24 protein-coding genes are annotated in these 23,458 nt (G+C 69.7%); 6 read left to right on the top strand and 18 right to left on the bottom strand.

The window, feature by feature from the left end:
- Window positions 1-55: 55 nt before the first annotated feature.
- On the top strand, window positions 56-643 hold the full coding sequence (locus ABOD76_RS14545; protein ID WP_350242685.1) for a M23 family metallopeptidase: 588 nt from the start codon (window positions 56-58) through the stop codon (window positions 641-643).
- Window positions 644-649: 6 nt separating this feature from the next.
- Here ABOD76_RS14545 and ABOD76_RS14540 read toward each other — a convergent pair whose 3' ends face one another.
- Genes ABOD76_RS14540 through ABOD76_RS14515 form a run of 6 tightly spaced genes read right to left on the bottom strand, consistent with a single transcriptional unit; the run spans window position 650 to window position 5,370 of the window.
- A complete protein-coding gene (locus tag ABOD76_RS14540) occupies window positions 650-1,522 on the bottom strand; it encodes a hypothetical protein (RefSeq protein WP_350242684.1) in 873 nt (290 codons plus the stop codon).
- Between the two features lie 51 nt (window positions 1,523-1,573).
- Window positions 1,574-3,382: an N-acetylmuramoyl-L-alanine amidase family protein gene (locus ABOD76_RS14535; RefSeq protein ID WP_350242683.1), complete on the bottom strand. Its 1,809-nt coding sequence runs from the start codon at window positions 3,380-3,382 to the stop codon at window positions 1,574-1,576.
- A gap of 42 nt (window positions 3,383-3,424) precedes the next feature.
- Window positions 3,425-3,748: a hypothetical protein gene (locus ABOD76_RS14530; protein ID WP_350242682.1), complete on the bottom strand. Its 324-nt coding sequence runs from the start codon at window positions 3,746-3,748 to the stop codon at window positions 3,425-3,427.
- Between the two features lies 1 nt (window position 3,749).
- Complete coding sequence (locus ABOD76_RS14525) at window positions 3,750-4,181, bottom strand: hypothetical protein (RefSeq protein ID WP_350242681.1); 432 nt, start codon at window positions 4,179-4,181, stop codon at window positions 3,750-3,752.
- A 47-nt stretch (window positions 4,182-4,228) separates the two neighbouring features.
- Window positions 4,229-4,846 (bottom strand): ComF family protein, encoded by a 618-nt coding sequence (locus ABOD76_RS14520; protein WP_350242680.1) that lies wholly within the window; start codon window positions 4,844-4,846, stop codon window positions 4,229-4,231.
- Window positions 4,843-5,370: a hypothetical protein gene (locus tag ABOD76_RS14515; RefSeq protein WP_350242679.1), complete on the bottom strand. Its 528-nt coding sequence runs from the start codon at window positions 5,368-5,370 to the stop codon at window positions 4,843-4,845. The genes ABOD76_RS14520 and ABOD76_RS14515 overlap by 4 nt, the downstream gene beginning before the upstream one ends.
- Window positions 5,371-5,408: 38 nt before the next feature.
- On the opposite strand from ABOD76_RS14515, the gene ABOD76_RS14510 reads away from it, so the two are divergent.
- Window positions 5,409-6,824: a PLP-dependent aminotransferase family protein gene (locus ABOD76_RS14510; RefSeq protein ID WP_350242678.1), complete on the top strand. Its 1,416-nt coding sequence runs from the start codon at window positions 5,409-5,411 to the stop codon at window positions 6,822-6,824.
- A 15-nt stretch (window positions 6,825-6,839) separates the two neighbouring features.
- Here ABOD76_RS14510 and ABOD76_RS14505 read toward each other — a convergent pair whose 3' ends face one another.
- The gene (locus ABOD76_RS14505; RefSeq protein ID WP_350242677.1) at window positions 6,840-7,151 is read right to left on the bottom strand and encodes a hypothetical protein; all 312 of its coding nucleotides are present in this window, start codon (window positions 7,149-7,151) and stop codon (window positions 6,840-6,842) included.
- A 47-nt stretch (window positions 7,152-7,198) separates the two neighbouring features.
- The gene (locus tag ABOD76_RS14500; RefSeq protein WP_350242676.1) at window positions 7,199-8,368 is read right to left on the bottom strand and encodes a class I SAM-dependent rRNA methyltransferase; all 1,170 of its coding nucleotides are present in this window, start codon (window positions 8,366-8,368) and stop codon (window positions 7,199-7,201) included.
- A 259-nt stretch (window positions 8,369-8,627) separates the two neighbouring features.
- Between ABOD76_RS14500 and ABOD76_RS14495 the strand changes: the two genes are divergently transcribed.
- Window positions 8,628-9,287, top strand: coding sequence for a hypothetical protein (locus ABOD76_RS14495; protein WP_350242675.1), 660 nt, complete (start codon window positions 8,628-8,630; stop codon window positions 9,285-9,287).
- A gap of 150 nt (window positions 9,288-9,437) precedes the next feature.
- Here the strand turns inward: ABOD76_RS14495 and gnd are convergent, their stop codons facing one another.
- The 5 genes from gnd to ABOD76_RS14470 form a co-directional block, all read right to left on the bottom strand.
- Complete coding sequence (gnd, locus tag ABOD76_RS14490) at window positions 9,438-10,922, bottom strand: decarboxylating NADP(+)-dependent phosphogluconate dehydrogenase (RefSeq protein WP_350242674.1); 1,485 nt, start codon at window positions 10,920-10,922, stop codon at window positions 9,438-9,440.
- Window positions 10,923-10,976: 54 nt separating this feature from the next.
- Complete coding sequence (locus tag ABOD76_RS14485; protein ID WP_350242673.1) at window positions 10,977-11,519, bottom strand: hypothetical protein; 543 nt, start codon at window positions 11,517-11,519, stop codon at window positions 10,977-10,979.
- Between the two features lie 74 nt (window positions 11,520-11,593).
- Window positions 11,594-13,528, bottom strand: coding sequence for an MDR family MFS transporter (locus ABOD76_RS14480; RefSeq protein ID WP_350242672.1), 1,935 nt, complete (start codon window positions 13,526-13,528; stop codon window positions 11,594-11,596).
- Window positions 13,525-14,049: a MarR family winged helix-turn-helix transcriptional regulator gene (locus tag ABOD76_RS14475; protein WP_350242671.1), complete on the bottom strand. Its 525-nt coding sequence runs from the start codon at window positions 14,047-14,049 to the stop codon at window positions 13,525-13,527. Before ABOD76_RS14475 ends, ABOD76_RS14480 begins: the two co-directional genes overlap by 4 nt.
- 223 nt (window positions 14,050-14,272) lie before the next feature.
- Window positions 14,273-14,503 carry a hypothetical protein gene (locus ABOD76_RS14470; protein ID WP_350242670.1) on the bottom strand — a complete coding sequence of 77 codons (231 nt, stop codon included), beginning with the start codon at window positions 14,501-14,503 and terminating at the stop codon, window positions 14,273-14,275.
- A gap of 159 nt (window positions 14,504-14,662) precedes the next feature.
- Here ABOD76_RS14470 and icd point away from each other — a divergent pair, with 159 nt between their 5' ends.
- Window positions 14,663-15,901 (top strand): NADP-dependent isocitrate dehydrogenase, encoded by a 1,239-nt coding sequence (gene icd / locus ABOD76_RS14465; RefSeq protein WP_350242669.1) that lies wholly within the window; start codon window positions 14,663-14,665, stop codon window positions 15,899-15,901.
- 285 nt (window positions 15,902-16,186) lie between these two features.
- On the top strand, window positions 16,187-17,326 hold the full coding sequence (locus ABOD76_RS14460; RefSeq protein ID WP_350242668.1) for an NAD(P)/FAD-dependent oxidoreductase: 1,140 nt from the start codon (window positions 16,187-16,189) through the stop codon (window positions 17,324-17,326).
- A 96-nt stretch (window positions 17,327-17,422) separates the two neighbouring features.
- On the opposite strand, the gene ABOD76_RS14455 is transcribed toward ABOD76_RS14460, so the two are convergent.
- Together ABOD76_RS14455 and ABOD76_RS14450 are read right to left on the bottom strand one after the other, a co-directional pair.
- Window positions 17,423-17,749 carry an FKBP-type peptidyl-prolyl cis-trans isomerase gene (locus tag ABOD76_RS14455; protein ID WP_350242667.1) on the bottom strand — a complete coding sequence of 109 codons (327 nt, stop codon included), beginning with the start codon at window positions 17,747-17,749 and terminating at the stop codon, window positions 17,423-17,425.
- Window positions 17,750-17,777: 28 nt separating this feature from the next.
- Window positions 17,778-19,301 carry a glycoside hydrolase family 10 protein gene (locus ABOD76_RS14450; protein ID WP_350242666.1) on the bottom strand — a complete coding sequence of 508 codons (1,524 nt, stop codon included), beginning with the start codon at window positions 19,299-19,301 and terminating at the stop codon, window positions 17,778-17,780.
- 148 nt (window positions 19,302-19,449) lie between these two features.
- Between ABOD76_RS14450 and ABOD76_RS14445 the strand changes: the two genes are divergently transcribed.
- Window positions 19,450-20,241, top strand: a complete 792-nt coding sequence (locus ABOD76_RS14445) for an HAD family hydrolase (RefSeq protein WP_350242665.1) — start codon at window positions 19,450-19,452, stop codon at window positions 20,239-20,241.
- Here the strand turns inward: ABOD76_RS14445 and ABOD76_RS14440 are convergent.
- Genes ABOD76_RS14440 through ABOD76_RS14430 form a run of 3 tightly spaced genes read right to left on the bottom strand, consistent with a single transcriptional unit; the run spans window position 20,238 to window position 23,424 of the window.
- Entirely contained in the window at window positions 20,238-21,107 is an 870-nt protein-coding gene (locus tag ABOD76_RS14440) for an SDR family NAD(P)-dependent oxidoreductase (RefSeq protein ID WP_350242664.1), read from the bottom strand. The genes ABOD76_RS14445 and ABOD76_RS14440 overlap by 4 nt on opposite strands.
- A gap of 6 nt (window positions 21,108-21,113) precedes the next feature.
- Window positions 21,114-22,046, bottom strand: a complete 933-nt coding sequence (locus tag ABOD76_RS14435; RefSeq protein ID WP_350242663.1) for a glycosyltransferase family 2 protein — start codon at window positions 22,044-22,046, stop codon at window positions 21,114-21,116.
- A complete protein-coding gene (locus ABOD76_RS14430; protein ID WP_350242662.1) occupies window positions 22,027-23,424 on the bottom strand; it encodes an oligosaccharide flippase family protein in 1,398 nt (465 codons plus the stop codon). The genes ABOD76_RS14435 and ABOD76_RS14430 overlap by 20 nt, the downstream gene beginning before the upstream one ends.
- Window positions 23,425-23,458 lie beyond the last annotated feature (34 nt).

Raw genomic sequence — 23,458 nt, 5'->3', positions numbered from 1 at the left:
GGCTTTAATCATTCCGGGGGTGGGGCAGCAGGGCCAGTGTCACGCTGGGCGCACGATGACTGCGCCGCTTGTGCTGGCCCTGCTACTCTCCACCGCCGCCCCCCTGTGTCAGCCGGAGCCCAAGGAAAGTCCGGCGCGCGAGGCGGTGTGGGACGCCCAGATCGCCCGCCTGCCGGCGCTGGCCCGTTCGCTGCCTGCCGCGCCCGATACCCGTCTGCTGATGCCGGTGGACGGCGTGCGGGTGTCGCAGGTGGCCAACACCTGGAACGCGGACCGTTCTGGCGGACTCGCGCACGCCGGGCAGGACATCTTCGCGCGACGCGGCACCCCGGTCCGCTCCGCCACCGACGGGCTGGTGTGGATGATCGGGTCGAGCGAGCGGGGCGGCAAGTGGGTGTACGTGCTGGGGGCCGGTGGACGCCGGTACTACTACGCCCACCTGGACACGGTGGCCAAGCTGCGCGAGGGGCAGCGGGTGACCACCCAGACGGTGTTGGGCACGGTGGGCAACACCGGCGACGCGGAGACCACGCCGTCGCACCTGCACTTCGGGGTGTTCGAGCGCTACCGGCCGGACGGGCCGTGCCGTTTTCCGGCGCTCAATCCGCTGCCGCTGCTGCGTGACCGGCCGGACGAAGGCTGAGCCGCTCTACTTCACCTGCAGCGTGACCGGGGCAGCCTGCAGCTGTCCGCCGTCCGCGCTGATGTCCAGCCGGTAGCGACCCGCCGCCGGGATGCTCGGCACCGTCCAGCTGTAGAGCGTGCTCTGACCCGGCTGCAGCAGCCGGGTCCGGTCCGGGGCGGGGCACTTGTAGGTGGGCTGGTGGTCTGGGAAGCGCAGCGCGCCACTGACCGGGTCACGCAGTTCCACCCGCACCGGGCACAGCCGCGTCGGCACCGCCTGCACCTGTGCGGAGGTGTTGGTGAGCAGCAGCGAGAGCGGCACGCTGGCCCCGACCTTGACCGTCTGCGGCAGCCGGGCCTGCAGCGTCAGGCCGCTGCGGGCGCCGGCCAGCGTCAGGCGCAGCGGGGCCGCCGGAACCCGCACCGGCTGCGCGCCGGCCAGAGCCGACAGCCAGCCTTCCACCACGTAGTCGCCGGGCGGCAGGTCCAGCGTCCGGCTGAAGCTGGTGCTCTCGCCGGCGCCCAGGCTGGCCCCCTGCACCTCCTGGGTACACAGACGCGGCTCGGCCCCAGCCACCGGATACACCACTTCTCTCGTGCCGACCCGCAGCACCCGGATCAGCGGCGCGAAGGCGCAGTTCTGGTCGCTGTGGCGGCTGAGCGTCAGGGCCACCGTGGCCGGGCCGGCGTTCTTCACGCTCAGGCTGAGCGTCAGGCGACCGTCGGCGGTGCGCGCGCTGCTGAGGGCGGCGCTCAGCCCCGGCAGCGTGGCGGCCGGTGCGGAGAGCGGGGTCAGGTCCGAGGGCACCGGCACCGAGAGGGTGGCGGCGTGGACGGGCAACAGGGCCGCGCCGCCCAGCAGCACGGCGGCCAGCAGGCGGCCAGAAAAGGGAGGCATGCGGTCAGGGTACCGGCGGCACATGAAGCGGGCCTGACCCGGCGCGCCAGCTCAGCGGGCGGCCAGCCCCGCCCGCTCCGCATAGAAGTCCTGGACGCCCTGCACGACGGCCACCGCGATGCGGGACCGGCCAGCGTCGCTCATCAGCAGGCGAAGGTTGTCGGGGTCGGTGAGGTAGGCGGTCTCGATCAGCAGCGAGAGCTGGCTGCTGGGGCGGGTCAGCGCCAGGTCCGCGAGGTGCAGCCCGTCGTCGCCCAGCTCCGGCAGCGCCCGCTGCAGCGCCGCCTGAATCCGCTGGGCCAGCGGGAGCGCCTGCGGGCGGGTCCAGTACACGCCGCTGCCGCGCCGACCCCGTGGATCGCGGCCGTCGGGGAGGGCATTGGCATGAATGCTCAGCAGCAGGTCAGCGTCCATCGTCTCAGCCAGCAACGGCCGGTTGTAGAGCGGCACCGTCACGTCGCTCTGGCGGGTCAGCACCACCCGCGCTCCCAGCGCGCGCAGGCCCGCCGCCACCTGCAGGCCCAGGCTCAGGTTCAGGTCCTTCTCCGGCACCCGGAGGGCTCCCGCCCCGCCCTGCTCGCTGCCCCCGTGGCCCGGGTCCACCACGATGGTCAGCCCGCCGAGCGGCCCTGCGGCCTGCGCCGGCTCCGACGGTCGGCGCAGACGCACGCTGAGGGTGGTGTCCTGGTAGGCCGCGTCGTAACCCCAGGCCTGGGACGAGGCCAGCCGCAGCCGGGCCAGCAGCGGTCCCCCCTCCCCTTCCCGGCTCCACTGCACGCCCGCCAGCAGCGGATCGGTGAGCGGGACGGCATTGAGCGCCGCCGGGTCGCCAGCGGTGCGGTACAGCCGCAGGTCCAGCCCGTCTGCCGTCTGGGTCAGCGTGAACGGCACCCGGCTCCCCAGCGGCAGGGCGAGCGTCAGGTGCCGGCCCTCGTCCGCCAGGCTGGGCTGGTCCAGGCGGGCCGGCGGCAGCGCGGTGCCGGGCGGCAGCAGCCGGACACTGCGGCGGTCCAGGTCCAGCAGCGGCGCCACGCCCGGCAGCCGGGTCAGGTAGCGGTCACCCCGCAGACCCACCACGCCGAACTGCACGCCCTGAGGCGGGTACACCAGCCCCAGGCCGCCCGCCACGCTCCAGCTCACCGGGTCCGGGTTGACGCCGCGGCCGATGTCGGCCGCCGTGACCTCGGCCACCCGTGGACCGGGGGCCAGCGTGAGCCGTCCCGGCGCGGTGGCGTCACTGCGCGCTCCGCCCGCCCCGATCAGCCGCACCCGCACCGCCGCGTTCTGGAACGTGTCATCGGCACGCAGGGTCGCGCTGCCGCTGTAGCGGTCGCCTTCGGCGGACATGGTGTAGGGGCCGCGGGTGCCCAGCCAGAACATCGCCCGGCCACCCGGCGTGCCCCGGAACGACACGGTGATGGCGCGGTCCTGGGCAGCGGGCAGCCCGTACCACGTCAGGTCCCGGTCCGGCTGAATGGTGCCGATCTGGATGGCCGCCGGGGCCGGCGGGACGGTGCGGGTGACGTGACGGGTCAGGCCCGTCACCACGCCGTCCTGCACCGAACTGAGCTGCAGGGTGTTGAGGCCGGGCGCCAGCGGCAGCCACTCGCGGAACAGCCCGTCCGGTCCCACCGCCAGCGGGCGGCCGTTCACGCTCAGGGTGGCGCCCGGCTGCACGCTGCCCTCGAAGATGACGTGGTCGAAGGCCACCCGGTAGGCCTCCGGCGGGTAGGCCACAAAGATCGGCGCCGTGCTGACGGGGCCCGGCAGCGAAACAGCCGGTGCCAGCGGCTGGCTCAGCGCGCCCGGCAGCCACAGCGCCCCCGACAGGAACAGACAGAACACCCGCTGGCGAAGCATGCGGCATGTTAGCGGCTGAGCCGCAGCCTGTAGATGAAGCGCTCAGAAGCGGAAGCGGACCCCGAACCCCACCTGCGTCTGGCCGCTCTGCGACACGCGGTAGCGGGCGGTCCAGCTGGTCTGCCCGAACAGCGGCCCGCTGACACCCGTCTGCACGAACCCGCTCGCCGTGGCCAGTGGGTCCAGCAGGCTCAACGCCTGGAAGGTGGCGCCCACCTCGGCCGTGACCTGCACCGGCGTGGAGGGCACCTGCAGGCCCACCAGCGTCACGGCGGCCACGTTCGGCCCGAAATGGACCCCGAACCGCGCTCCCTGCGCCCCTGCCACACAGGTCAGCGCCAGCAGCAGCCCCAGGCCGCGCCGCATCTCAGAACCGCACTTCCAGGCCGAGGCCCGCGCTGAAGTGACCGTCCTGGCGCGCCCGCGCACTGGCCCGCCATCCGGCCGGCCCCAGCAGCGGCCCGCGCAGGCCGCCCTCGGCGTACAGCCGGGCCGCGTCGCTGAACTCCGCTCCCAGGCTGGCAAAGGCGTCCACCGCCGTCACCGGCAGGTTCAGGTCACGCAGGGTCACGGCGGTGCTGAACACCGTGCTGCCACGGTTCCAGCCGCGCTCCGCCCCCGCTTCCAGCCCCAGCGTCCCGAGGAATGGCACCGGCAGCAGCGCCGCACCGACCCGCGCGCCCAGGCCGCTGCTGCGGGCATCCACGCCGAACCACAGCGCGGCGGCGTGCGCCTGGGGCACGGCTGCAAGGGTCAGAACAGCGATCAGGGCGGGCACGGGTCGGGCGAAGGACGTCATGCCTCAGCCAACAGGGCAGTCATGAGAGCGGCTTGAGACTGGGAGGCTCAGCGGGCCACCACGGCGTAATACACCGGCCCGGCGCCGGCCTGCGTCAGCGCGTCCCGACAGGCGGTCAGGGTAGATCCGGTGGTCATCACATCGTCCAGCAACAGGAGTGCGCCGGCCGGTACGGATCGGCAGACGAAGGCGCCCTGCAGGGCTGTCCGGCGCTGCTCGGCGGCCTGCTTCGCCTGCGGGCCACCCTGCCGCACCCGCGCCAGCGCCGTCACATGCGGCACCCCCAGCTGCCGCGCCACCTCGGCGGCCAGCAGAGCGGCCTGGTCGTACCCGCGCTGGCGCAGCCGGGCCGGATGCATCGGCACGTGCAGCACCGCCCGGACCTGCCACGCCGCCGGGACCCCTTCCGCCAGCGCGGCGCCCAGCAGCGGCGCCAGCTCGCGCGCGCCGCCGTACTTCAGGGCCCGCACCGTCCGGCCCAGCACCCCCCGGTACGGCCCCAACGCCACCAGGTGCGGCACGTCGTCGGGGCGCAGCAGGCTGCGGCGGTAGACCTGCGCCCGCAGCTGCCCCCGGCAGGCCGGACACAACCCGTCGGCCGACCCCAGCTGCCGCTGACAGCCGGGGCAGCGGCGCGGCAGCAGGGCGCGCAGCCAGCCGGTCATGCGGTGCGCTGCCGCTCGTTCAGCTCGTCAATGAACAGCGGCGGCGTCAGCGGCTCCAGCCGCTCGAAGATGTACTCCAGGGCGTGCGGGTCAGAGCCGGGGGCGGCCAGCTGCAGGCAGGTGAGGTAGTAGCGGCCCACCTGGACAGTTCCGGAGGGCCCCAGCCGCCGCCGCTCGGCGTCCGACAGCAGGCCAGCGAACTGTTCCGGGCTGGTAAACACCGGATGCCCGCCCTGCCGCAGGGCGGCCCGCAGAAAGGCGGTCACCTCCAGCGGGTTATGCCAGAAGCCGAACATCAGCTCATCGGTCAGGCGGTCCATCTGGCCCATGCTTTCGGGCGGCGACGCCTCCGTGATCATGCGGCGCGCCAATTGCTGCCGTTCGGTGCGGCGCTCGGCGTAGTCGGCCAGGGTCAACAGGCCGGCGCGGGGGGCCACCCGGCCGCCCAGGGCGGAGCGCAGCCGGTGGGCCACCACGTAATGCTGGTACTCCAGCAGCATTTCACTGGCCGGCGCAGAGGACATGCCCCAGTGTAGGCGAGGTGGCCTGCTACGCTGGCCGGGTGGCTCCCAGGACGCCTCCCCTGCTGCCGGCCCTGCCGGGCGAACCGCAGCACACCCGCGCCGCCCGCACCCTGAGAGACGCGGTGCAGCGCGGCGACCTGCCGCCGGCCGAGCGGCTGGGCGCTCGCAGCCTGGCGCGTGCCTGGAGCATGGGCCGGGCCACCGTCCAGGACGCCCTGGATCAGCTGCAGGCCGAAGGCTATCTGGAGGTGCGCCCGCAGAGCGGCACCTACGTGGCCAGCGGGCCGTTTGCGGCAGCGGCGAGCACTCCGGTGCGCCACCCTCCGGCGGTGCCGCTGTCCAGCTGGGCCGTGCGGGCGCTCAGCGGGCAGCGGGCAGACGCCCCAGCCCAGTACCAGGTGGATTTCCGCATCGGTCAGCCGGCAGGCCTGTTTCCGTCTGGCCTGTGGGCCGAGGCGCTGGCCCGGCAGGCCGAGCAACTGGCCCAGCTGACGCTCGACGCAGGAGAGCTGGGGCCGCTGCACACCCGGCGGGCCATCGCCGGCTGGCTGAGCCGCGAGCGGGGCGCGCAGGTCACGCCCGACATGGTGATGCTGACCGGCGGCACCCAGTCGGCGCTGGACCTGCTGGGCCGCACGTGGCTGGAGCCGGGCCGCACCGCGGTGGTGGAGGATCCCTGCTACCCCGGTGCCCGCCGGGCCTTCGCGGCGACCGGCGCCGCGCTGGTTCCGGCAGGCGTGGACGCCCAGGGCCTGGACCCGGCCGGGCTGCCGGCCTCGGCGTCGCTGCTGTACCTGACGCCCGGCTGCCAGTTTCCGACCACCGCCACCCTCAGCGCGTCCAGGCGGGCCCAGCTGCTGCAGTGGGCCGAAGCGGCAGGCGCCTTCATCATTGAGGATGACTACGCCGCGGACTTTCACCACACGGCCCGCCCCCCGGCACCGCTCCAGGCCCAGGCGCCGCAGCAGGTGATCCTGCTCGGCACCTTCAGCCAGAGCCTTGCGCCGGCGCTGAGAAGCGGCTACCTGGTGGCTCCGCCGGAGGTGCTGGACGTGCTGGCCCGCACCCGGCCGCTCACTGACCGGCACCCGCCGACCCTGGACGCGCTGGCCCTGGCCGACTTCCTGACGTCGGGGGGGTACGGCCGGCATCTGCGCCGTGCCCGGACCCAGCTGGCGCACCGCGCCGAGGTGCTGGAGGCCGCCCTGCACGCCGAACTCCCGCAGCTCAGCTCCCGCCCGGTCCGCGCCGGGCTGCACCTGTATCTGCCGCTTCCCGCCACGCAGCAGGAAACGGAGGTGCAGGACCGGGCGGCCGCCATGGGCGTGGGGGTCAGCGGGGTGGCGGAGTACAGCGTGAACGCTCAGCCGCCCGCCCTGCTGCTGGCCTTCGCGCACCTGACGCCGGAGCAGCTGCGCGAGGGCGTGCGCCTGCTGAAACGGGTGCTGGGCTGAGCCCGCACCTGATGTTCAGAATTCGCGCTCCAGCCAGGCCCGTTGACCGCCCTGCTGCTCCAGCGCCTGACCCGCCTGCTCCAGAAACTGGGCCCGAGCCGCCTCGGCCTGCTCCGGCGTCACCCGGTACTGCTGGGGATCGGCCAGCACGGCCTTCAGCAGCGGCAGCACCGGGGCGTCCGGATGCAGCACGCCCGCCACCGTGACGTCGGCGCGCCAGTTCACCAGGTAGTCCAGCGCGAAGAAGGCCGGCTCAGTGACGCAGCCGCCCTGGTACGGCACGATGGTCGGGCTGGCAAACTGGATGGCCGTCTGTGTGCGGGTCATGGGTCAGGGTACCCCCGCCGCCGCCCGGCAAGTGTTCCCGGCGCAGCTTACTCGCGGCGCAGCAGCACACTCTTCAGGTACAGGCTCTCCGGCACGTGCAGCATGTGCGGGTGGTCGGCCGGCTGATAGGTGATGTCCAGCACCTCCGCCGCGCAGCCAGCCTCGGCCGCCGCGACCCGTGCCGCGTCCAGCAGGTCCTGCACCCCGATGTAGTGCGCGCAGGTGCTGATCAGCAGGTGGCCGCCCGGTGCCAGCATCTTCAGCACGCTGGTGGCGCCCTCCGTGAACACCCGTTTGGCGCGCGGCACGTCGTCCCGGCGCTTGGCCAGGGTGGGCGGGTCCAGCACCGCCGCCGAGAAGCTTCGCCGCTCGCCCTCCAGCCGCTTGAGCACCTCCAGCGCGTCGCCGAGCCTCAGGCCCACCTGCGCGCCCACCCGGTTGGTGCGCGCCACCGCCTCCAGCGTCGAGAGCGCCACCCCGTCCTTGTCGATGGCGAGCGTTTTTGCTCCCGCCCGCGCCGCATGCAGGCTGAAGGCGCCGGTGTAGGAATACACGTCAAGAAACCCCTCGCCCGGCTGAACCAGCGCCCGCATCCGGCGACGGTTGTCGCGCTGGTCCAGGAAGAAGCCGGTCTTCTGCGCCTCCAGCGGCCGGAAGTACAGTTCCAGATCGTCCTCGTGGAAGGTCACGCGCTCCGGCAGCGTGCCCCACAGCGCGCCCTTCTGCTGCGCCATGCCCTCCCGCTCCCGCTCCGACGTGTCGCTGCGCTCGAACGCGGCCGTGGCCGCAGTCTCCGCCTGCAACGCCTTCAGAATCAGCTCGCGATGGCGCTCCACGCCAGCGTTCCTCAGCTGCACGCTCAGGGTGCTGCCAAACAGGTCGGCCACCACACCTGGCAGACCGTCCGCCTCGGCATGCAGCACGCGCATCGCGTCGGTGCCGTGGATGCGCCCCTCACGCCGGGCCAGCGCCTCGCGGATGCGGCGGCGGTAGAAGGCTTCATCAATGGCCTCACGCTGCACCGTCAGCATCCGCAGCGGGGTGGCCCCATCCGGATTGAAATACCCACGCCCGATGAAAGGGCCACCTTCAGCGTGAACGTCCACCACGTCTCCGGGCGCAATGCCCGCGTCCGCTGTCAAGATGTCGCCCCGGTGCCCGAAAGGATACCGGCCACGCAACCGCCGCTCTGCACTCGCCTTGACCGTCACTCGCATCCGGTCAGGATACGGGAAGACACCCGGACGCTCTGGAACCCTATCCCCCCTCTGGAAGGCAAGGTCTACGAACAGGTCAGTGTGGGTCCCACGGTCCATCCTGAAAGGCCGGTTAGCCCAACGGCCAGAGCAGGGCGGCCCGGTACCCTGCGGGTCGACAGGCCTTCCTAAGCCACTCGCCCGCATGGGGCAGGGCACATGTCAGAATTTGAACTTCTGCATGGAGTGCATCTGCCTGTATTCGGTAGGATGAGAGCACATGAGAGTACCTGTAACCCTGGCCCTGCTGACCGGCCTGTCCGGCCCGGCGGCGGCAGAGTCTGCAGGCATTCTGGATACCATGGGCCGCTTCTATCAGGCCTGGACACCGCCGGACACCGACCGCAGCCCGCTGGCCGCCCTGAAACGGCAGGGCCTGGACTGGGGCGCAGCGATGCAGACGCTGGGCGGCCTGGTAGACCGCCCGCATAACTACCTGGAACTGCGCGCCCTGCTACGCTTGCCGGACGGCCAGAACAGTGTGGGGGTGCTGCGGGCAGCCCTGTACCGGAACGCCGGGCCAGACACGGTGATGGTGATGAACAGCGAGTGGTGCGTTGCTGGCCGCTGCACCCTCAGCACCCGCTTCCAGCGCGTGGGTGCCGACCTGAACGCCACCGACGTGCAGGAACGGCAGCTGGTTCCGGCCATAGGAGCACGCGACTTTGTGCCCGCCGACGGACCGGCCTGCCTGCGGGGCGTGAGTTTTGGAACGACCTACCTGCCGGCCCGCTCCAGTGCCACGCTCACCGTGCTGGCGACCCTGCCCGCAGCCGCTCGGCAGCGCTGCGAGGCCGCCGGGGTGAACGTGGACACAGCCACCCGCGCCCTGACGCTGCGCTGGAATGCCGACGCGGGCCGCTTCGTGCGCGACTGGTAACCTGCGGCCAGAAGGCAGGGTTCCGACTCACGGCGCTGGCCATCCAGCCCTGACCCTGAAGGTCCTACTAGGCCGGCTAATCCGTCGCCTTGAGCGGGCCCACCGGGGCGGGGGCCATTGAGTTCTGCCCCCGCCCTTCAGTGCCGTACTTCAGGCGTTGTAGGTGCTGCTGGCGGTGGTGCCGCCGCGCCCGGTCCAGTTGGTGTGGAAGAACTCGCCGCGCGGTCGGTCGGTGCGCTCGTAGGTGTGTGCTCCGAAGTAGTCGCGCTGCGCCTGCAGGATGTTGGCGGGCAGCCGCTCGCTGCGGTACCCGTCGTAATAGGCGAGCGCGCTGGAGAAGGCCGGAATCCAGGTGCCGCCCAGCACCGCTGAGGCGATCACCTGCCGCCACGCCGCCTGATGCTCGGCCATGATGTCCGAGAAGTAGGGCGCCAGCAGCAGGTTGTTCAGGCTGCGCTGGGCGTCGTAGGCCTCCTTGATGCGGTCCAGGAACTGCGCCCGGATGATGCATCCGCCGCGCCACATCATGGCGATGCTGCCGAAGTCCAGCGTCCAGCCGTTCTCGCGGGCGGACAGGTCCATCAGCTGGAAGCCCTGGGCGTAGGCGGCGATCTTGGAGGCGTACAGGGCGCGCCGCACCTGCTCAATAAACAGCTCACGGTCCGGCGCGGGCTGCGGCAGCGGTCCCTTCAGCACCCGGCTGGCGGCCACGCGCTCCTCCTTCAGGGCACTGATGGCGCGGGCATACACCGCCTCGGTGATGGTGGCGGCCGGCGAGCCCACATCCAGCGCCTCCACGCTTGTCCACTTGCCGGTGCCCTTCTGCCCGGCCGTGTCCAGGATCATCTCGACCAGCGGTTGGCCGGTCTCCTCGTCCAGCTTGGTCAGGATGTCGGCGGTGATCTCAATCAGGTAGCTGTTCAGCTCGCCCCGGTTCCACTCGGTGAACACCGCCCCGATCTCCTGCGGCGTCAAGCCCAGCGTGCCGCGCAGCAGGCTATAGGCTTCCGCGATCATCTGCATGTCGGCGTACTCGATGCCGTTGTGGACCATCTTTACGAAGTGACCGGCGCCGCCGTCGCCCACCCAATCGCAGCAGGGCGTGCCGTCCGCCACCCGCGCCGCGATGCCCTGGAAAATCGGCTGCACGGCGGGCCACGCTTCCCGGCTGCCGCCCGGCATGATGCTGGGACCGGTGAGCGCCCCTTCCTCACCGCCGGAGACGCCGGTGCCGATGAAGTACAGGCCCTTTTCGCGCATGGCCGCCTCCCGGCGCACCGTGTCCGGGTAGTAGGTGTTGCCGCCGTCGATGATGATGTCGCCCGGCTCCAGCAGCGGCACCAGCATGTCGATGAAGGTGTCAACCGCCGCGCCCGCCTTGACCATCAGCATCACCTTGCGCGGACGCTTGAGCAGGCCCACGAACTCCGGAAGGTCATAGGCGCCCAGGATGGTGTGGCCCATGGCGCGGCCCTCCACAAACTCCGTGACCTTGCTGGTGGTGCGGTTGAAGGCCGCCACCGTGAAGCCCTTGCTGGCCATGTTCAGGATCAGGTTCTCGCCCATGACGGCCAGCCCGATCACACCGATGTCTGCCGTTGCCACAGCCTGCTCGTCCGCCCGAGTTTGCGTCATACCGACACAATAAGAGGTCCAGGGCGGTGAAGCAGGGCGTGGCATACACAAGTCTCAGGGCAGCAGGTGGAAGTGCAGATGGCGAACCGGCCGCCCACCCACCTGCGCCAGATCGGCAAAGTACAGGCGCTGCGCTGGTTTAAGCGTGTCCTTGTCGCCTTTGACCTCGCAGAAGAACCAGTCGCTGAGATCCGGGGCATACACCAGCAGGTCCGGGGCCTGAGTACCTCCGTATGTCGGATGGTCCTGCCGCTTCATCAGGGCAAGCATTTCCGAACCGTCGCCGAACAGCTGCTCGACCACCTGGAACTTGCGCTGGTGCGGTCTGCCTGCCCTCGGCTTCCCGAACGGCTCGTACTTCTCGATCAGGCTCAGGTAGCCGGTGGAGTGATACAGCACGATGGCGGCCAGCCACTCGAAGTAATGGTTGTGGGCCTGCGTTCGGGTGAGCCTTAGGTCGTCGGCGTCAAACAGCTCCGGGTACTGCGCGGCCCATGTCGGCGCGAGCGTCCCTGCCCTGAACAGGTCGCGCTGCGCGGCGGTAAAGGGAAGACTGCCCAGGTCAAGCATCCAGGCCGGACCGGTCGAGTGCGTCATGGCCCACCTTACTTCTTCCAACAGAACATGCCAGCCCATTACAGGCTGGCATGTTCACGGAACGGCGTTCGCGCTCAGATCTCGACGTGCACCGGGGCGCGCTGCGGGCCGCCCTCGCCCTCACCCTTGCCGCGGGTGGGCATCCGCAGGTTCGGCATCGGCAGCACGGCCAGCAGGGCCAGCAGCGCCACGAAAATGCTGATCAGGTAGATGCGGCTCACCGTGTTGGCGAAGCTGACCTTCAGCGCGCGCGCCACCTTGTCCAGGGTGGTATTGGTCTGCTGCACCGTCTGGGTCTGTGCGGCGGTCAGACCCTGGCGGATGCCGGTCAGAATCTGGGCGCGGCCCTGCTCCGAGGCGATGGCCTGCGCCGGAATGGTGCCGAGCTGGGTCCGCAGCTGTTCCGGCAGCTGCGGATTCTGCGCCAGCGCCTGCACCGCCGAGATGTTGCCGCTGCCCACCGCGCCGGAGATGGCCTGGAAGGTGGCGTCAAAGCCCTTGCGGATGCCGGTGGCCGCGCTGGCCTTGGCCGCCGCCACGTCGAAGGTGCTCTGGCCGCCCGAATTGCCCGACTTGGGCGCACTGAAGCTCTGGAGTTGCGCCTGGAGGGCCGGCGGGGCCGAGGCAATTACCGGCTTGAGGTTGCTGGTGATCTGGCTGGCCAGCACGCTGCTCAACACCGCGCCGAACACGGCGGTGCCGATGGTGCTGCCCATCTGCTGGAAGAACTGGCCCGAGCTGGTGGCCACCCCGATCTCCCAGGGCTTGACCGCGTTCTGGATTGCCAGGTTGAACAGCGGCAGCGCCGGCCCGATGCCCAGGCCCAGCACCACCATGTACAGCACCACGCGTGCATACGGGGTGTCGGCGTTCAGGGTGCTGAGCAGCAGGAAGCCGCCCATCATCAGGCACAGGCCGACGATGATCAGGATCTTGTAGTACCCCAGCCGCGAGGCCAGCTGACCGCTGACGATGGCCCCGAAGATCAGGCCGGCGGTGAGCGGAATGGTGGCGGTGCCGGCGGCGGTGGCCGACACGCCCTGCACGTTCACCAGATACAGGCTCAGGAACAGGATGGCGCCCAGGAAGGCCGCGCCGATGAAGAAGCGGGCGGTCACGCCCCAGGCGAAGGTGGGGTTGTGGAACAGCGTGAGCGGCAGGATCGGGCTCTCGTGGCGTGACTCCACATACAGAAACAGACCCAGGGCCACAGCGCTCACGGCGAACAGGCCCAGCACCACCGGATCGGTCCAGCCGTAGTTGGCGCTGTCGGCCCCGAAGGTCAGCGCCAGCAGCAGCGGTACGCTGAACAGCACGATCAGCAGGGCGCCCAGGTAGTCGATCTTCGGCTTCAGGCCGCTGGCCAGGGTCGGCATCTTCAGGATGATGAAGGTCAGCGCGATCAGGCCGATTGGCACGTTGACGTAGAACACCCAGCGCCACGACACGTGGTCGGTGAGGAAGCCGCCCAGCAGCGGACCGATCACGCTGCTCAGGCCGAACACCGCGCCGAACAGCCCCTGGTAGCGGCCACGCTCGGCCGGCGCAAAAATGTCGGCGATGATCGAGAAGGCCACCGAGGTCAGGGCGGCGGCGCCCAGGCCCTGCAGGCCGCGGAACACCACGAGTTCCATCATGCCTCCGCCGAAGACGCCGCCCAGAAACGGCTCACCGGCCGCGCCGCATAGCGCCGAGCCGAGCAGGAACACCACGATGCCGAACATCAGTACCGGCCGGCGGCCGTAGATGTCCGAGAGCTTGCCGTAGATCGGCACCAGCGCGGTGCTGGCCAGCAGGTACGCGGTGGTGACCCAGGCATAGAGGTTCAGGCCGTTCAGGTCCTTGACGATGCGCGGCAGCGAGGTGGCCACGATGGTCTGGTCCAGGGCGGCCAGGAACAGGCTCAGCAGCGTGCCGATCAGGATCAGGCGCTTGGTGGGAAAGTCCAGCACCTCGGCGTAATTGATGCGCTGAGGGTCACCGGCGGCGGACGGGGGGGGCTGGGTCATGGCTGCTCCTTCTGGCAGGGCGAGAGGTCCGGATACTCACTGCGGAGTTCCGCGATGATGGCCTGAATCGAGACGATGGCGGCCTGAATGGCGTCCGGGCTGACGTGTGCGAACGCTTCGCGGTAGGCGTCGGTGAAGCGGCGGTCCATGCCGCTCACCAGCTCCAGGCCCCGGGGCGTCAGCGCCAGCAGCTTGGCGCGGCGGTCCTCGGGGTTCTCGCGGCGCTCGGCGTACCCGCGCTGGACCAGGCGGTCGGTCATGTGGCTGGTGGCCGACAGCGACAGGCCGGTCAGCTCCGCCAGGCGGCTGACGCTCAGCGGAGCGTGGGCCCGCAGCTGATGCATGGCCCCCATCTGGCGGAAACTCAGCTCGTCGTCGTGCAGCTGTTCCTGCATGGCGCCCATCACGCGGCTGGAGATGTAGCGGTGCAGCGTCTTCATCTCGTGGCCGAGCTGGGCGGCCAGCGGCGTCTCGGCCGGCACCTCCGGGGAGTGGGACAGGGTGGGCGATTCCTCCTTCACGGTTGCAAGCTTGAAACTATTTGATGCTTAGAACAGTGTCTGCTCTCACAAGTCTGTCATCTGCAAGGCGGGAGGGCCGCACTGACGCTCAGTGTGGCAGGGCCCGGTCAGCCGGACATCCGCTGCCTGGGCAGCGGCGGGCAGGCCAAGTGGCTTAGGCTCGGCAACAAAAAACCGCCCCACGAACGGGGGCGGCGCCGGATCACGGCAGGTGAATCAGGACTCAGCTCTTGCGGTCGGCCTCGCGGGCCTCGTGGTCCGCTTCCGCGTGATGTCCTTCCGCGCGGGCGTTGTCGGCCATGGCCTTGCCCTTGTCCACCAGGTTCTCCAGCGGGTTGTCGCCGTTATGGCTGGCGGCCTCGTGCCCGGCAGCCCGGAGTCGGTCGGCGCCCTCGTTGACCTTGGCCTTGGCGGCGTCTACCAGATTGGCTGCACTGCTTTTGTCATCACTCATTCGTGAAAGACCTCCTGTGCTGAATTCCCTGAAGGGTGTATTCAGCATCCTCCCGGCCTGGGAGGTTCTCGTGAAGATTGGCTGCAGGGGCCTTCACATCAGCCGTGTCGGGGCCAACCGGCGCACTTTGCGTCCTGGGTACGGTAAAGTGCCGTTGCTATGGACCAACACATCAAGGTGCCCGAGGGCCAGAAGATCAGCATGCAGGACGGCAAACTGACGGTTCCCACCAACCCGGTGATCCCCTTCGTGGAGGGCGACGGCACCGGCCCCGACATCTGGCGCGCCAGCGTGCGGGTGCTGGACGCGGCCGTGGAGAAGGCCTACGGCGGCGAGCGCAGGATCGCCTGGATGGAGGTCTACGCCGGCGAGAAGGCCACCCAGGTGTACGGCGAGAACGAGTGGCTGCCGCAGAGCACCATCGACGCCTTTCAGGAGTACCTGATCGGGATCAAGGGGCCGCTCACCACGCCCGTTGGCGGCGGCATCCGCAGCATCAACGTGGCGCTGCGTCAGGAGCTGGACCTGTACGCCTGCCTGCGTCCGGTGCAGTACTTCGACGGCGTGCCCACCCCGGTCAAGAACCCTGAGAACGTGGACATGGTGATCTTCCGCGAGAACACTGAGGACATCTACGCGGGCATCGAGTACCAGGCCGGGACCCCAGAAGCCGCCAAGATGCGCGACTTCCTCGTGAACGAGATGGGCGTCAAGAAGATCCGCTTCCCCGACAGCAGCAGCTTCGGCGTGAAGCCGGTCAGCCGTGAAGGCACCGAGCGCCTGGTGCGCGCCGCGATCCAGTACGCCATCGACAATGGCCGCAAGAGCGTGACGCTGGTGCACAAGGGCAACATCATGAAGTTCACGGAAGGGTCGTTCCGCGACTGGGGCTATGAGCTGGCCAAGCGCGAGTTCGGCGGCGTGGAACTGGACGGCGGCCCGTGGGTGCAGCTGCCCGGCGGCATTGTCATTAAGGACGTGATTGCGGACGCCTTTCTGCAGCAGATCCTGCTGCGGCCCAAGGAATATGACGTGATCGCCACGCTGAACCTCAACGGCGATTACATCAGCGACGCGCTGGCGGCCCAGGTGGGCGGCATCGGCATTGCGCCGGGCGCGAACATCAACTACCTGACCGGCACCGCCATCTTTGAGGCGACCCACGGCACCGCGCCCAAGTATGCCGGCAAGGACGTCATCAACCCCTCGTCGGTGATCCTGTCGGGCGAGATGATGCTGCGCTACCTCGGCTGGACCGAGGCTGCCGACCTGATCATCGCCAGCCTGAGCAAGACCATCGGCCAGAAGACCGTGACCTACGACTTTGCCCGCCTGATGGACGGCGCCAACGAGGTCGGCACCAGCAAGTTCGCCGACGCGCTGATCAGCAACATGTAACCCGGACACGGCGCGGCTGACCTGAACCGGTCAGCCGCGCCGTGCTGTGGGATCACTACATATGAACTGTATGTGAAGCCGTCCTCCTGATAATTCTGTCGGCTGTGGCGCACTTCTCCCCTCGCGCGGACTTCGTGTCTTGTGTACAATATGGGAAGAGACTTCCTTCCGGATGCACCGGAACGGAATATGATGATGTGCTGTTACCGTGAGTTCAGATCGTGAAAGCATTCACAGCCCTGAGTCATCACCGGAACGTGGAAGTCGAGTAAGAGGAGACCTGAGATGAAGACCCTGATCCTTGGCGCTGGATACGCTGGCCTCGCTGTGGCCACCAAGCTCAAGCCGATGCCTGGCCTGGAAGTCAAGCTGCTGGAGCGCAACCCCTATCACACCTTCGAGACCCGGCTGCACGAGGCCGCCGCTCACAACACCAAGGTCACGCTGCCGCTGACCCCGCTGCTCAAGGGCACGGGCGTGGAGCTGGTGCTGGCCAACATCGAGTCGGTGGACCTGGACAGCAAGAGCGTGCAGCTCAAGGACGGCCAGAGCATCAGCTACGACACGCTGGTGGTGGGCCTGGGCTCGGTGACCAACTTCTACCGCATTCCGGGTCTGGCCGAGTACTCCACCGAGCTCAAGGAGCTGCGGGACGCCGACGCGATCTTCAGCTTCGTGAACCGGGTCTATGACGCCGGGTACCAGGGCAGCCGCGACATCGTGGTGGGCGGCGCGGGTCTGACCGGCGTGGAGCTGGTGACCGAACTGGCGCAGCGCAACGAGGTGCTGAGCCGCGAGCGTGGGCTGCCCCCCTTCACCATCTATCTGGTGGAGGCCGGGCCCAAGATCCTGCCGGTGCTGGACGACGCCCTGCGCGCCAAGGCCCAGCAGACGCTGGACGAGTACGGCATCAAGACCCTGATCGGCCACCGCATCATGCAGGCCACCGAGAACTCGGTGACGGTGCAGACCGCCGACGGCCAGCAGAGCGTCATCGAAGCCGGCAAGATCATCTGGACTGGTGGCATCCAGGCGCGCGACATCGTGAAGGGTGAGCGCCTGGAGAAGGGCCCCGGCAACCGCATCGTGGTGGACGCCACCCTGCGCGTGCCGGCCTACCCGGAGGTGTTCGTGGTGGGCGACATGGGCCTGGGCCTGAACCAGGACGGCAAGCCGGTGCCCACCACCGCGCAGCACGCGGGCCAGCAGGGCCGCCTGACCGGCAAGAACCTGATGCGCCTGATGGCCGGCGAGGAGCTCAAGCCCTACGAGCCCAACACGCTGGGCGAGTTCGTCAGCCTGGGCGGCCTGATGGCGGTCGGCTGGATGAAGCTGCCGTGGAACCAGAAGCTGGCCATGACCGGCGGTCTGGCGCACGTGATGAAGCGGGCCAGCGAGTGGCGCTGGCGCAGCAGCATCAGCTGAAGGCAGAACAACGAGAGCGGGGCAGACCCTTGGAGGTCTGCCCCGCTCTTCTTGCTGGAAAAGGCGCCTGGCGCTGGCCCCTTCCCTCCAGCCTGTTTACTTGGCGTCTACCAGTTCCACGTCGAAGAGCAGGGTGGCGCCGCCAGGAATCACGCCGGGCACGCCCCGCGCCCCGTAGCCCATCTCGGCCGGAATGGTCAGGCGGGCCTTGTCGCCCACGTTCAGCTGCGCGATCCCCTCGTCCCAGCCCTGGATCACGTGGCCGACGCCCAGCGGGAACTCGATCGGCTGGCCACGGTCCCGGCTGCTGTCGAACTTGGTGCCGTTTTCCAGCGTGCCGGTGTAGTGAACGCGCACCGTCTGACCCTTGCGGGCGGGCGCGCCGTTGCCCTCGTGGTACTTCTCGACCTTGAATTCGCTCATGGCCAGAGCCTAGCGCATCGCCCCGCCTTCAGTCATTGACTCGCGTCACCTGCCGCAGCAGCAGGTTCGGGAAGCGGGTCAGGCCCGCCTGCAGCGACTCAGTCCAGCGCTGATCGCCCACCCGCACCTCGGCGCGCTCGCCGTTCAGGTCGGCAAAGCCGTAGTAGCCGTTGCCGTCGGTGGTGGTGCGGCCCAGCAACTGACCGTCCGGGGCATAAACCTCCACTGGGACCCCGCCCGGCTGGCTCAGACCCACCACCCGGCCCAGCACCGCCCGCCGCAGCACCGAAGGAGGGCTCCAGGCGAGCGGTGCGGGCAGCGGCGAACCGTCCTGGCTCTGCAGGGCGGCCTGCACGGCGGCAAAGCCCTGCGGCTGGGTCTGACTGGCGGCGTACACCGCGGCGGTGGGCGTGCGGTACGCGTACCCCACCCAGCCGAGACCCAGCGCGGTGGCCCGGCCGGCCTGGGCAGCCGTGACCGCTGGCGAATTGAGGTACATGGCGGTGCCGGCCGCCACCGCTGCCCCGGGCCGCTGCAGGCTGGCCGCGAAGGTGTTCCAGTGATCGAACCACGCCGCCTGATCGCCCACACCGTCGCGCTTGTAGTTCATCATCACGTTCAGGTCCAGCAGGCCCTCGGCCATCCAGGCGGGCCAGTCCTGCAGCACCTCGGCGTAGCTGCGGGTGGCGTGAAAGCCGTTCAGGTCGGTCGGACCGTCGCCGTACACGATGGTGGCCGCGCTGATCAGAATGCCGGGCCGCGCGCCCCGCGCCTCCAGCGCGATGCGGCGCGTCAGGGCCGTGACCTGGGCGCGTTTCCAGCTACGCCAGCGTTCGTCGGTGGCGGCCGGCACACCCCTGGCCCCGGTTTCCAGCCGGTAGCGGGCCAGCGTGACCGGGCTGTACCCCCAGTCGCCGCCGTCCGGATAGCGGATGCGGTCCAGCTGCAGGCCGTCCAGGTCGTAGTGGGTCACCAAGCTCAACGCCGAGCCCGCCATGAAATCGGCCGCTGCCGGAATGCCCGGGTCGAGCCACGCGTCGGCGCCGCTCTTCCAGCTGCCATCCGGACGGCGCGCCAGCCAGCTGTTCAGCCCGGCGTCCGGGCCGTGCTGCTGGAACACCTGCTCGGTGCGGCGGCTGGGCACGCTGCTGTTCCAGGCCCCGGTGACGCTGATCCAGCCGATCACCCGCATGTGGCGGGCATGGGCCAGCTGAATGACCGTCTCCAGCGGATCGAAGCCCGGCTCCAGCCCGCCCACCGGCGGCACGCTCGCCCGCAGGCACAGGCAGTCGGCGCGCCGGATGGACTGCACGAACAGGGTGTTGACCCCCAGCGCCGCCGCGTCATTCACCGCCCGGGTCGCCTGAGCGCGGGTCATCAGCCCCGGCCCGAAGCCGTCCAGCCACAGGCCCCTCAGCCCGGCGGCGGGCGTGGGCGGCACCGTTTCCGTCGGCACAGACGGCACCAGCACCGGCAGGGGCGGCAGGACAGGGGCCGAGGCGAACGCGAGGCCGAAGGTCAGCAGGGCAGCGAGGGCAGGAAGGCGCAACATGACTTGCAGGCACGCTAGCGCACGCAGGCAACCGCTGCGTGAGGGGCAGACGGGACCGGGGCGAGCGCCCGTGCCGACCACTGCTCTGGCCCACATCTTCCCCACCTCCGGCCACCTTCCCCGGACCGAAATGCTCTAGCCTGACGGTATGGTTTCCCTTCCCAAGCTGCTGGCCTTTGACCTGGACGGCACCCTGATTCCGGACGGCGGCGTGCTGGTGCCGCTTGCCACCCGGCAGGCCCTGGCGCGCGTGCGTGACGCCGGCATTCAGGTGGCGATCATCACTGGGCGTGATGTTCCGCCGCCCGACGTGCTGGACGCGGCCCAGCCGGTGGCCGTGGCGGGCAGCAACGGCGGCCACATCCTGTTGAACGGCGTGATGCACCGCGAGGCCCGCTTCACGCCCGCCGACCTCCGGGCCGTGCTGGCCCACCAGCTGCACGGAGCGCGGGTGATCGCCTTCGCGCTGGACCGGGTGTATGTGGACCTGCCGCCCGGCGCGCCGGTGCCGGAGTGGCTGCAGCGCCGCCCACACGCCCCGCTGCATGAGGCGCCGGAGGAGCAGATCATCAAGGTCGGCTTCTGGCATCCGGACATCCGCCACTGGCGGGACCACCTGAGCAGCAGCCTGCCCCATCTGGTGCTGACCGGCGCCCAGGATCCGTACCCGGATTTCCTGACGGTCACGCCCAGCGGAGCCGACAAGGGCGCGGCGCTGGGGGCCATTGCCGAGGCGCTGGGCCTCACGCTGGAGCAGTGCTGGGCCTTCGGGGACAGCGACAACGACGTGGCGATGCTGGAACTGGCCGGACACGCGGTGCAGGTGGGGCGGCTCCCGCTGCTGACCCCGCACGCGGACGAGGTGATTGAAGGGCCGGACCAGCTGGGCGCGTTCCTGAACGGCCTGTTGGACCGCCTGCCGCAGCCGGCCCGCCGCTAGTCTTTCTCGGTCGCCTGCCGGGTGGCCTGTCGCCGGCGGTACCAGTGCGGCTGTGTGCCGTCCAGATCGGTGAAGCCGTAGCGGTCGGCAAGATCGCCCACATCCAGAATCTGCCCGGTCCAGTGGTCCCGCTGGGGATCGGCTGCCAGCGAGACGATGGCGCGGGCCGCGTAGTGCGGCGTCTCGGTCTGGCCCCGCAACTCGTCCTCGGTGTGGTGCTGCAGCATCAGTTCGGTGCGCATCCAGCCGGGGGCCACGCCCAGCACCGTCACGCCGAGGCCGCGCAGATGATGGCCCAGCGCGTACACCAGCCGGTTCTTGGCCGCCTTGCTCACCTCGTAGGGCAGCCAGCCGGGCGGTTCGTCGGTGTGCCAGGTGGTGCTGACCATCAACCCACCGGACCCGATCAGCCGGTGCCGCAGCGCCAGCAGGGAGGTGATGTAATCGCTGTACGCACCGGCCAGCAGGTCGTTTCTGAGCTGGGCCAGCGGCTCCTCCCAGACCTCCCGGCCGCGCTGCGTTTCATCCACCGGGTCGTGGTTGCCCCAGGCGTTGTTCACCAGCAGATCCAGGCGCCCGAAGTGCGTGCCGATGTGCTGCATCAGCCGCTCCACCTCCGCCTCCTGGGTATGGTCGCAGCGCAGGGCGGTGGCCTGCCCGCCGGCCGTTTGCACCTGCTCGGCGGTGGCCTCGATGGTGCTGTCGGGCAGACCCGGCTGCGTGCTGTGTGTCCGGGTGCTGCGCGCCGTCACGATGACGTGCGCTCCAGCCTGGGCCAGCTCCGGCGCGGTGGCGCGGCCCAGGCCACCTGAGGCGCCGGTCACCAGCGCCACCCGGCCGGCCAGGGAAAGCGACGAGCCGGCCATGAGGGCTCAGGAACTCTGCGTCCGGGCGCGGGGGTGAAGGCGCAGGACCCGCGCCAGGATGGACGCCGCGGAGCGCAGACGCACCTTCAGTTTCGGCTCGCCGGGAAAGGTAAGGGCCTGAACCAGCAGCCCGGGAATGCTGACAGCCTCACCGTTCAGGAAGCGGTGCAGCTGCAGCTGGAAGTGCTGGCGTTCCTCCAGCCTGCCGGGAACGCCCAGCTGAGCCAGCCGGGCGTTGATCGCGCCGATGCAGTTCCGGTACAGCGCGATCCGCTTCTGGCTGTTGGCGCCGCCCGCATACCAGACGTTGGTGCCGTGCACCCGGTAGAGCGTCAGCTGCTGCGGCAGCCCCACGACCTCCACCAGCAGGGCTGCCAGCTCACCCAGGTAGGCGTCGGCCGAATACACGAAGCTGTCCGGCACCGGCCCGATCCGCTCGAGGGTGCTGCGCCGGAAGGCCAGCGAGGAGGTGTTGGCCTGATGCCACCAGCCGCCGGTCCGCTGCACCAAGGCCGCAATGCTCCCGGTATACAGACTCTGTGGCCACGCCTCACCCTGAGGCTTCAACGCCGCGTCCACCGGTTGCACGCGGTGGTACACCAGCCCCGCCCGGGGATGCTGCCTGAACGCCCGCACGACCTGCTCCACCTTGTCGGGCATCCAGGCGTCGTCGGCGTCCAGAAAGCAGATGATGTCGCCCCGGGCCCTGGCCACGCCGAGATTCAGGGCACTGGCCTGCCCCCCGTTCTTCTTGAGGATGGGAATGATCCGCCCCGCGTAGCCGGCCATCACCTCGGCGGAGCTGTCGGTGCTGCCGTCATCCACCACCAGCACCTCGATGTTGGCATAGGTCTGGTTCAGGGCACTCTCGATGGCCTCGGCCAGAAACTGGCCGTAGTTGTAGTTATTGATCAGGATACTAACCAGCGGCTGTTCCATAGCGTCCCTCCCGCATACTTCTGAGCAGATTCATCAGCCCGCGCCAGCTGTAGGGCAGCACGGCGGCCACCAGCGCCGGGATGAAGGCCGGCCAGCCGACCAGCGGAAAGAACAGCGCCAGGGCCAGGCCGGTGGTCCAGATCAGCGGCAGCACCAGCCGGACGCCCGGCAGGTAGCGCACCAGAATCAGATGCACCACGGCGTAGGACGGCAGCGCCGCCACCTCGGCCCAGCCGTAGCCCACCACGCCCAGCCTCGGCACCAGAATCAGCGCCGACCCGGCAAACAGCACCACGTGCACCACGTGAAAGATCGTCACCTGCCAGTTGTGCTTGAGGACGTACAGGGCCGACGAATGCAGGTTGAACAGGGAATTGGCCAGCACCCCCATCGCCACGAAGGGAAACAGCGTCGTCACGGCCGCCCAGTGGGGGCCGAACAGTCGCTCGATCACGAAGGGCGCCACGCAGGTGAAACCCACCATCGGAATGCCCACCGCCAGCACCTGCATCTGCATGCCCCGCTCGATGGCCGTGACCATCTGACCGGCATTGTTCTGCAGGCGGCCCAGCGCCGCCACCGCCACCCGCCACGCCACCCCCTTGGCAAAGGCCAGAATGTCCACAATTCGCATGGTCAGGCTCACGACCGCCACGGCGTCCGGCCCCAGCAGCCGCGCCACCACCACCGGGTTCACCAGCGACCGCAGCTGCCAGACCCACAGGGACGACGAGTACGCCACGCCGTAGCGCACCAGCCGCTCCATCTCGGCGCGGTCCCAGATCACCCGGGGGCGCCACTGGCCCGCCCGCAGGTACATCACGGCGGACCACAGCAGCTGGACCCACCAGCCGGCCACCACCGACCAGACACCGAAGTGCAGGAACGCCAGCGGCACCGCCACCACCACGTACAGCGCCTGCCCGACCAGATCGATGAACGCTACCCGCTGGTAGTTCATCTGCCGATCCTGCAGGGCGGTGGACAGACCCAGCACGATCTGCATCGGCAGACCGACGAACATCACCACGCCCACCGGGGCCACCGCCGGGTTGTGAATCCAGGTCGCGATCAGCGGCGAGAGCAGCGCCGCCCCGCCCCCCAGCACCAGCCCGATCACCAGCAGCAGCGTGAAGATGATGTTCAGCTCACGCTCGCTGGTATCTTCCTGGCGGCGCACCACGTACACGCCCATGCCCAGCTGACCCACCAGCACGAGGTAGCCGAACAGCCCCAGCACCGTCGCGTAGGTCCCGAAGGCGGTGCGGCCGATGGTCCGCGTGATCAGCAGCACCGAGATCAGGCTGAGCAGCATGCCCAGCCCCTGACGCACCACCAGGGCGGTGCCGCCCTTCAGCACCTGTTGTTTCAGGCTCATCCGGACTGACCCGCCCGCCCCGGATGTCGCTGCG

It is taken from the genome of Deinococcus sonorensis KR-87, from assembly GCF_040256395.1.
GTDB lineage: Bacteria > Deinococcota > Deinococci > Deinococcales > Deinococcaceae > Deinococcus > Deinococcus sonorensis.
The sequence above is the reverse complement of the archived record's forward strand: the minus strand, read 5'-3'. Positions and strand labels throughout refer to the sequence as shown.

Bases quoted from the DNA above. Each gene is read 5' to 3' on its own strand.
- ABOD76_RS14450 (WP_350242666.1), bottom strand. From the start codon at position 19,301: ATGTTGCGCCTTCCTGCCCTCGCTGCCCTGCTGACCTTCGGCCTCGCG.
- ABOD76_RS14440 (WP_350242664.1), bottom strand. From the start codon at position 21,107: ATGGCCGGCTCGTCGCTTTCCCTGGCCGGCCGGGTGGCGCTGGTGACC.
- icd (WP_350242669.1), top strand. From the start codon at position 14,663: ATGGACCAACACATCAAGGTGCCCGAGGGCCAGAAGATCAGCATGCAG.
- ABOD76_RS14520 (WP_350242680.1), bottom strand. From the start codon at position 4,846: ATGACCGGCTGGCTGCGCGCCCTGCTGCCGCGCCGCTGCCCCGGCTGT.
- ABOD76_RS14460 (WP_350242668.1), top strand. From the start codon at position 16,187: ATGAAGACCCTGATCCTTGGCGCTGGATACGCTGGCCTCGCTGTGGCC.
- ABOD76_RS14455 (WP_350242667.1), bottom strand. From the start codon at position 17,749: ATGAGCGAATTCAAGGTCGAGAAGTACCACGAGGGCAACGGCGCGCCC.
- ABOD76_RS14470 (WP_350242670.1), bottom strand. From the start codon at position 14,503: ATGAGTGATGACAAAAGCAGTGCAGCCAATCTGGTAGACGCCGCCAAG.
- ABOD76_RS14525 (WP_350242681.1), bottom strand. From the start codon at position 4,181: ATGACGTCCTTCGCCCGACCCGTGCCCGCCCTGATCGCTGTTCTGACC.
- ABOD76_RS14535 (WP_350242683.1), bottom strand. From the start codon at position 3,382: ATGCTTCGCCAGCGGGTGTTCTGTCTGTTCCTGTCGGGGGCGCTGTGG.
- ABOD76_RS14445 (WP_350242665.1), top strand. From the start codon at position 19,450: ATGGTTTCCCTTCCCAAGCTGCTGGCCTTTGACCTGGACGGCACCCTG.
- ABOD76_RS14530 (WP_350242682.1), bottom strand. From the start codon at position 3,748: ATGCGGCGCGGCCTGGGGCTGCTGCTGGCGCTGACCTGTGTGGCAGGG.
- ABOD76_RS14545 (WP_350242685.1), top strand. From the start codon at position 56: ATGACTGCGCCGCTTGTGCTGGCCCTGCTACTCTCCACCGCCGCCCCC.
- ABOD76_RS14515 (WP_350242679.1), bottom strand. From the start codon at position 5,370: ATGTCCTCTGCGCCGGCCAGTGAAATGCTGCTGGAGTACCAGCATTAC.
- ABOD76_RS14540 (WP_350242684.1), bottom strand. From the start codon at position 1,522: ATGCCTCCCTTTTCTGGCCGCCTGCTGGCCGCCGTGCTGCTGGGCGGC.
- ABOD76_RS14485 (WP_350242673.1), bottom strand. From the start codon at position 11,519: ATGACGCACTCGACCGGTCCGGCCTGGATGCTTGACCTGGGCAGTCTT.
- ABOD76_RS14500 (WP_350242676.1), bottom strand. From the start codon at position 8,368: ATGCGAGTGACGGTCAAGGCGAGTGCAGAGCGGCGGTTGCGTGGCCGG.
- ABOD76_RS14430 (WP_350242662.1), bottom strand. From the start codon at position 23,424: ATGAGCCTGAAACAACAGGTGCTGAAGGGCGGCACCGCCCTGGTGGTG.
- ABOD76_RS14435 (WP_350242663.1), bottom strand. From the start codon at position 22,046: ATGGAACAGCCGCTGGTTAGTATCCTGATCAATAACTACAACTACGGC.
- ABOD76_RS14505 (WP_350242677.1), bottom strand. From the start codon at position 7,151: ATGACCCGCACACAGACGGCCATCCAGTTTGCCAGCCCGACCATCGTG.
- gnd (WP_350242674.1), bottom strand. From the start codon at position 10,922: ATGACGCAAACTCGGGCGGACGAGCAGGCTGTGGCAACGGCAGACATC.
- ABOD76_RS14495 (WP_350242675.1), top strand. From the start codon at position 8,628: ATGAGAGTACCTGTAACCCTGGCCCTGCTGACCGGCCTGTCCGGCCCG.
- ABOD76_RS14480 (WP_350242672.1), bottom strand. From the start codon at position 13,528: ATGACCCAGCCCCCCCCGTCCGCCGCCGGTGACCCTCAGCGCATCAAT.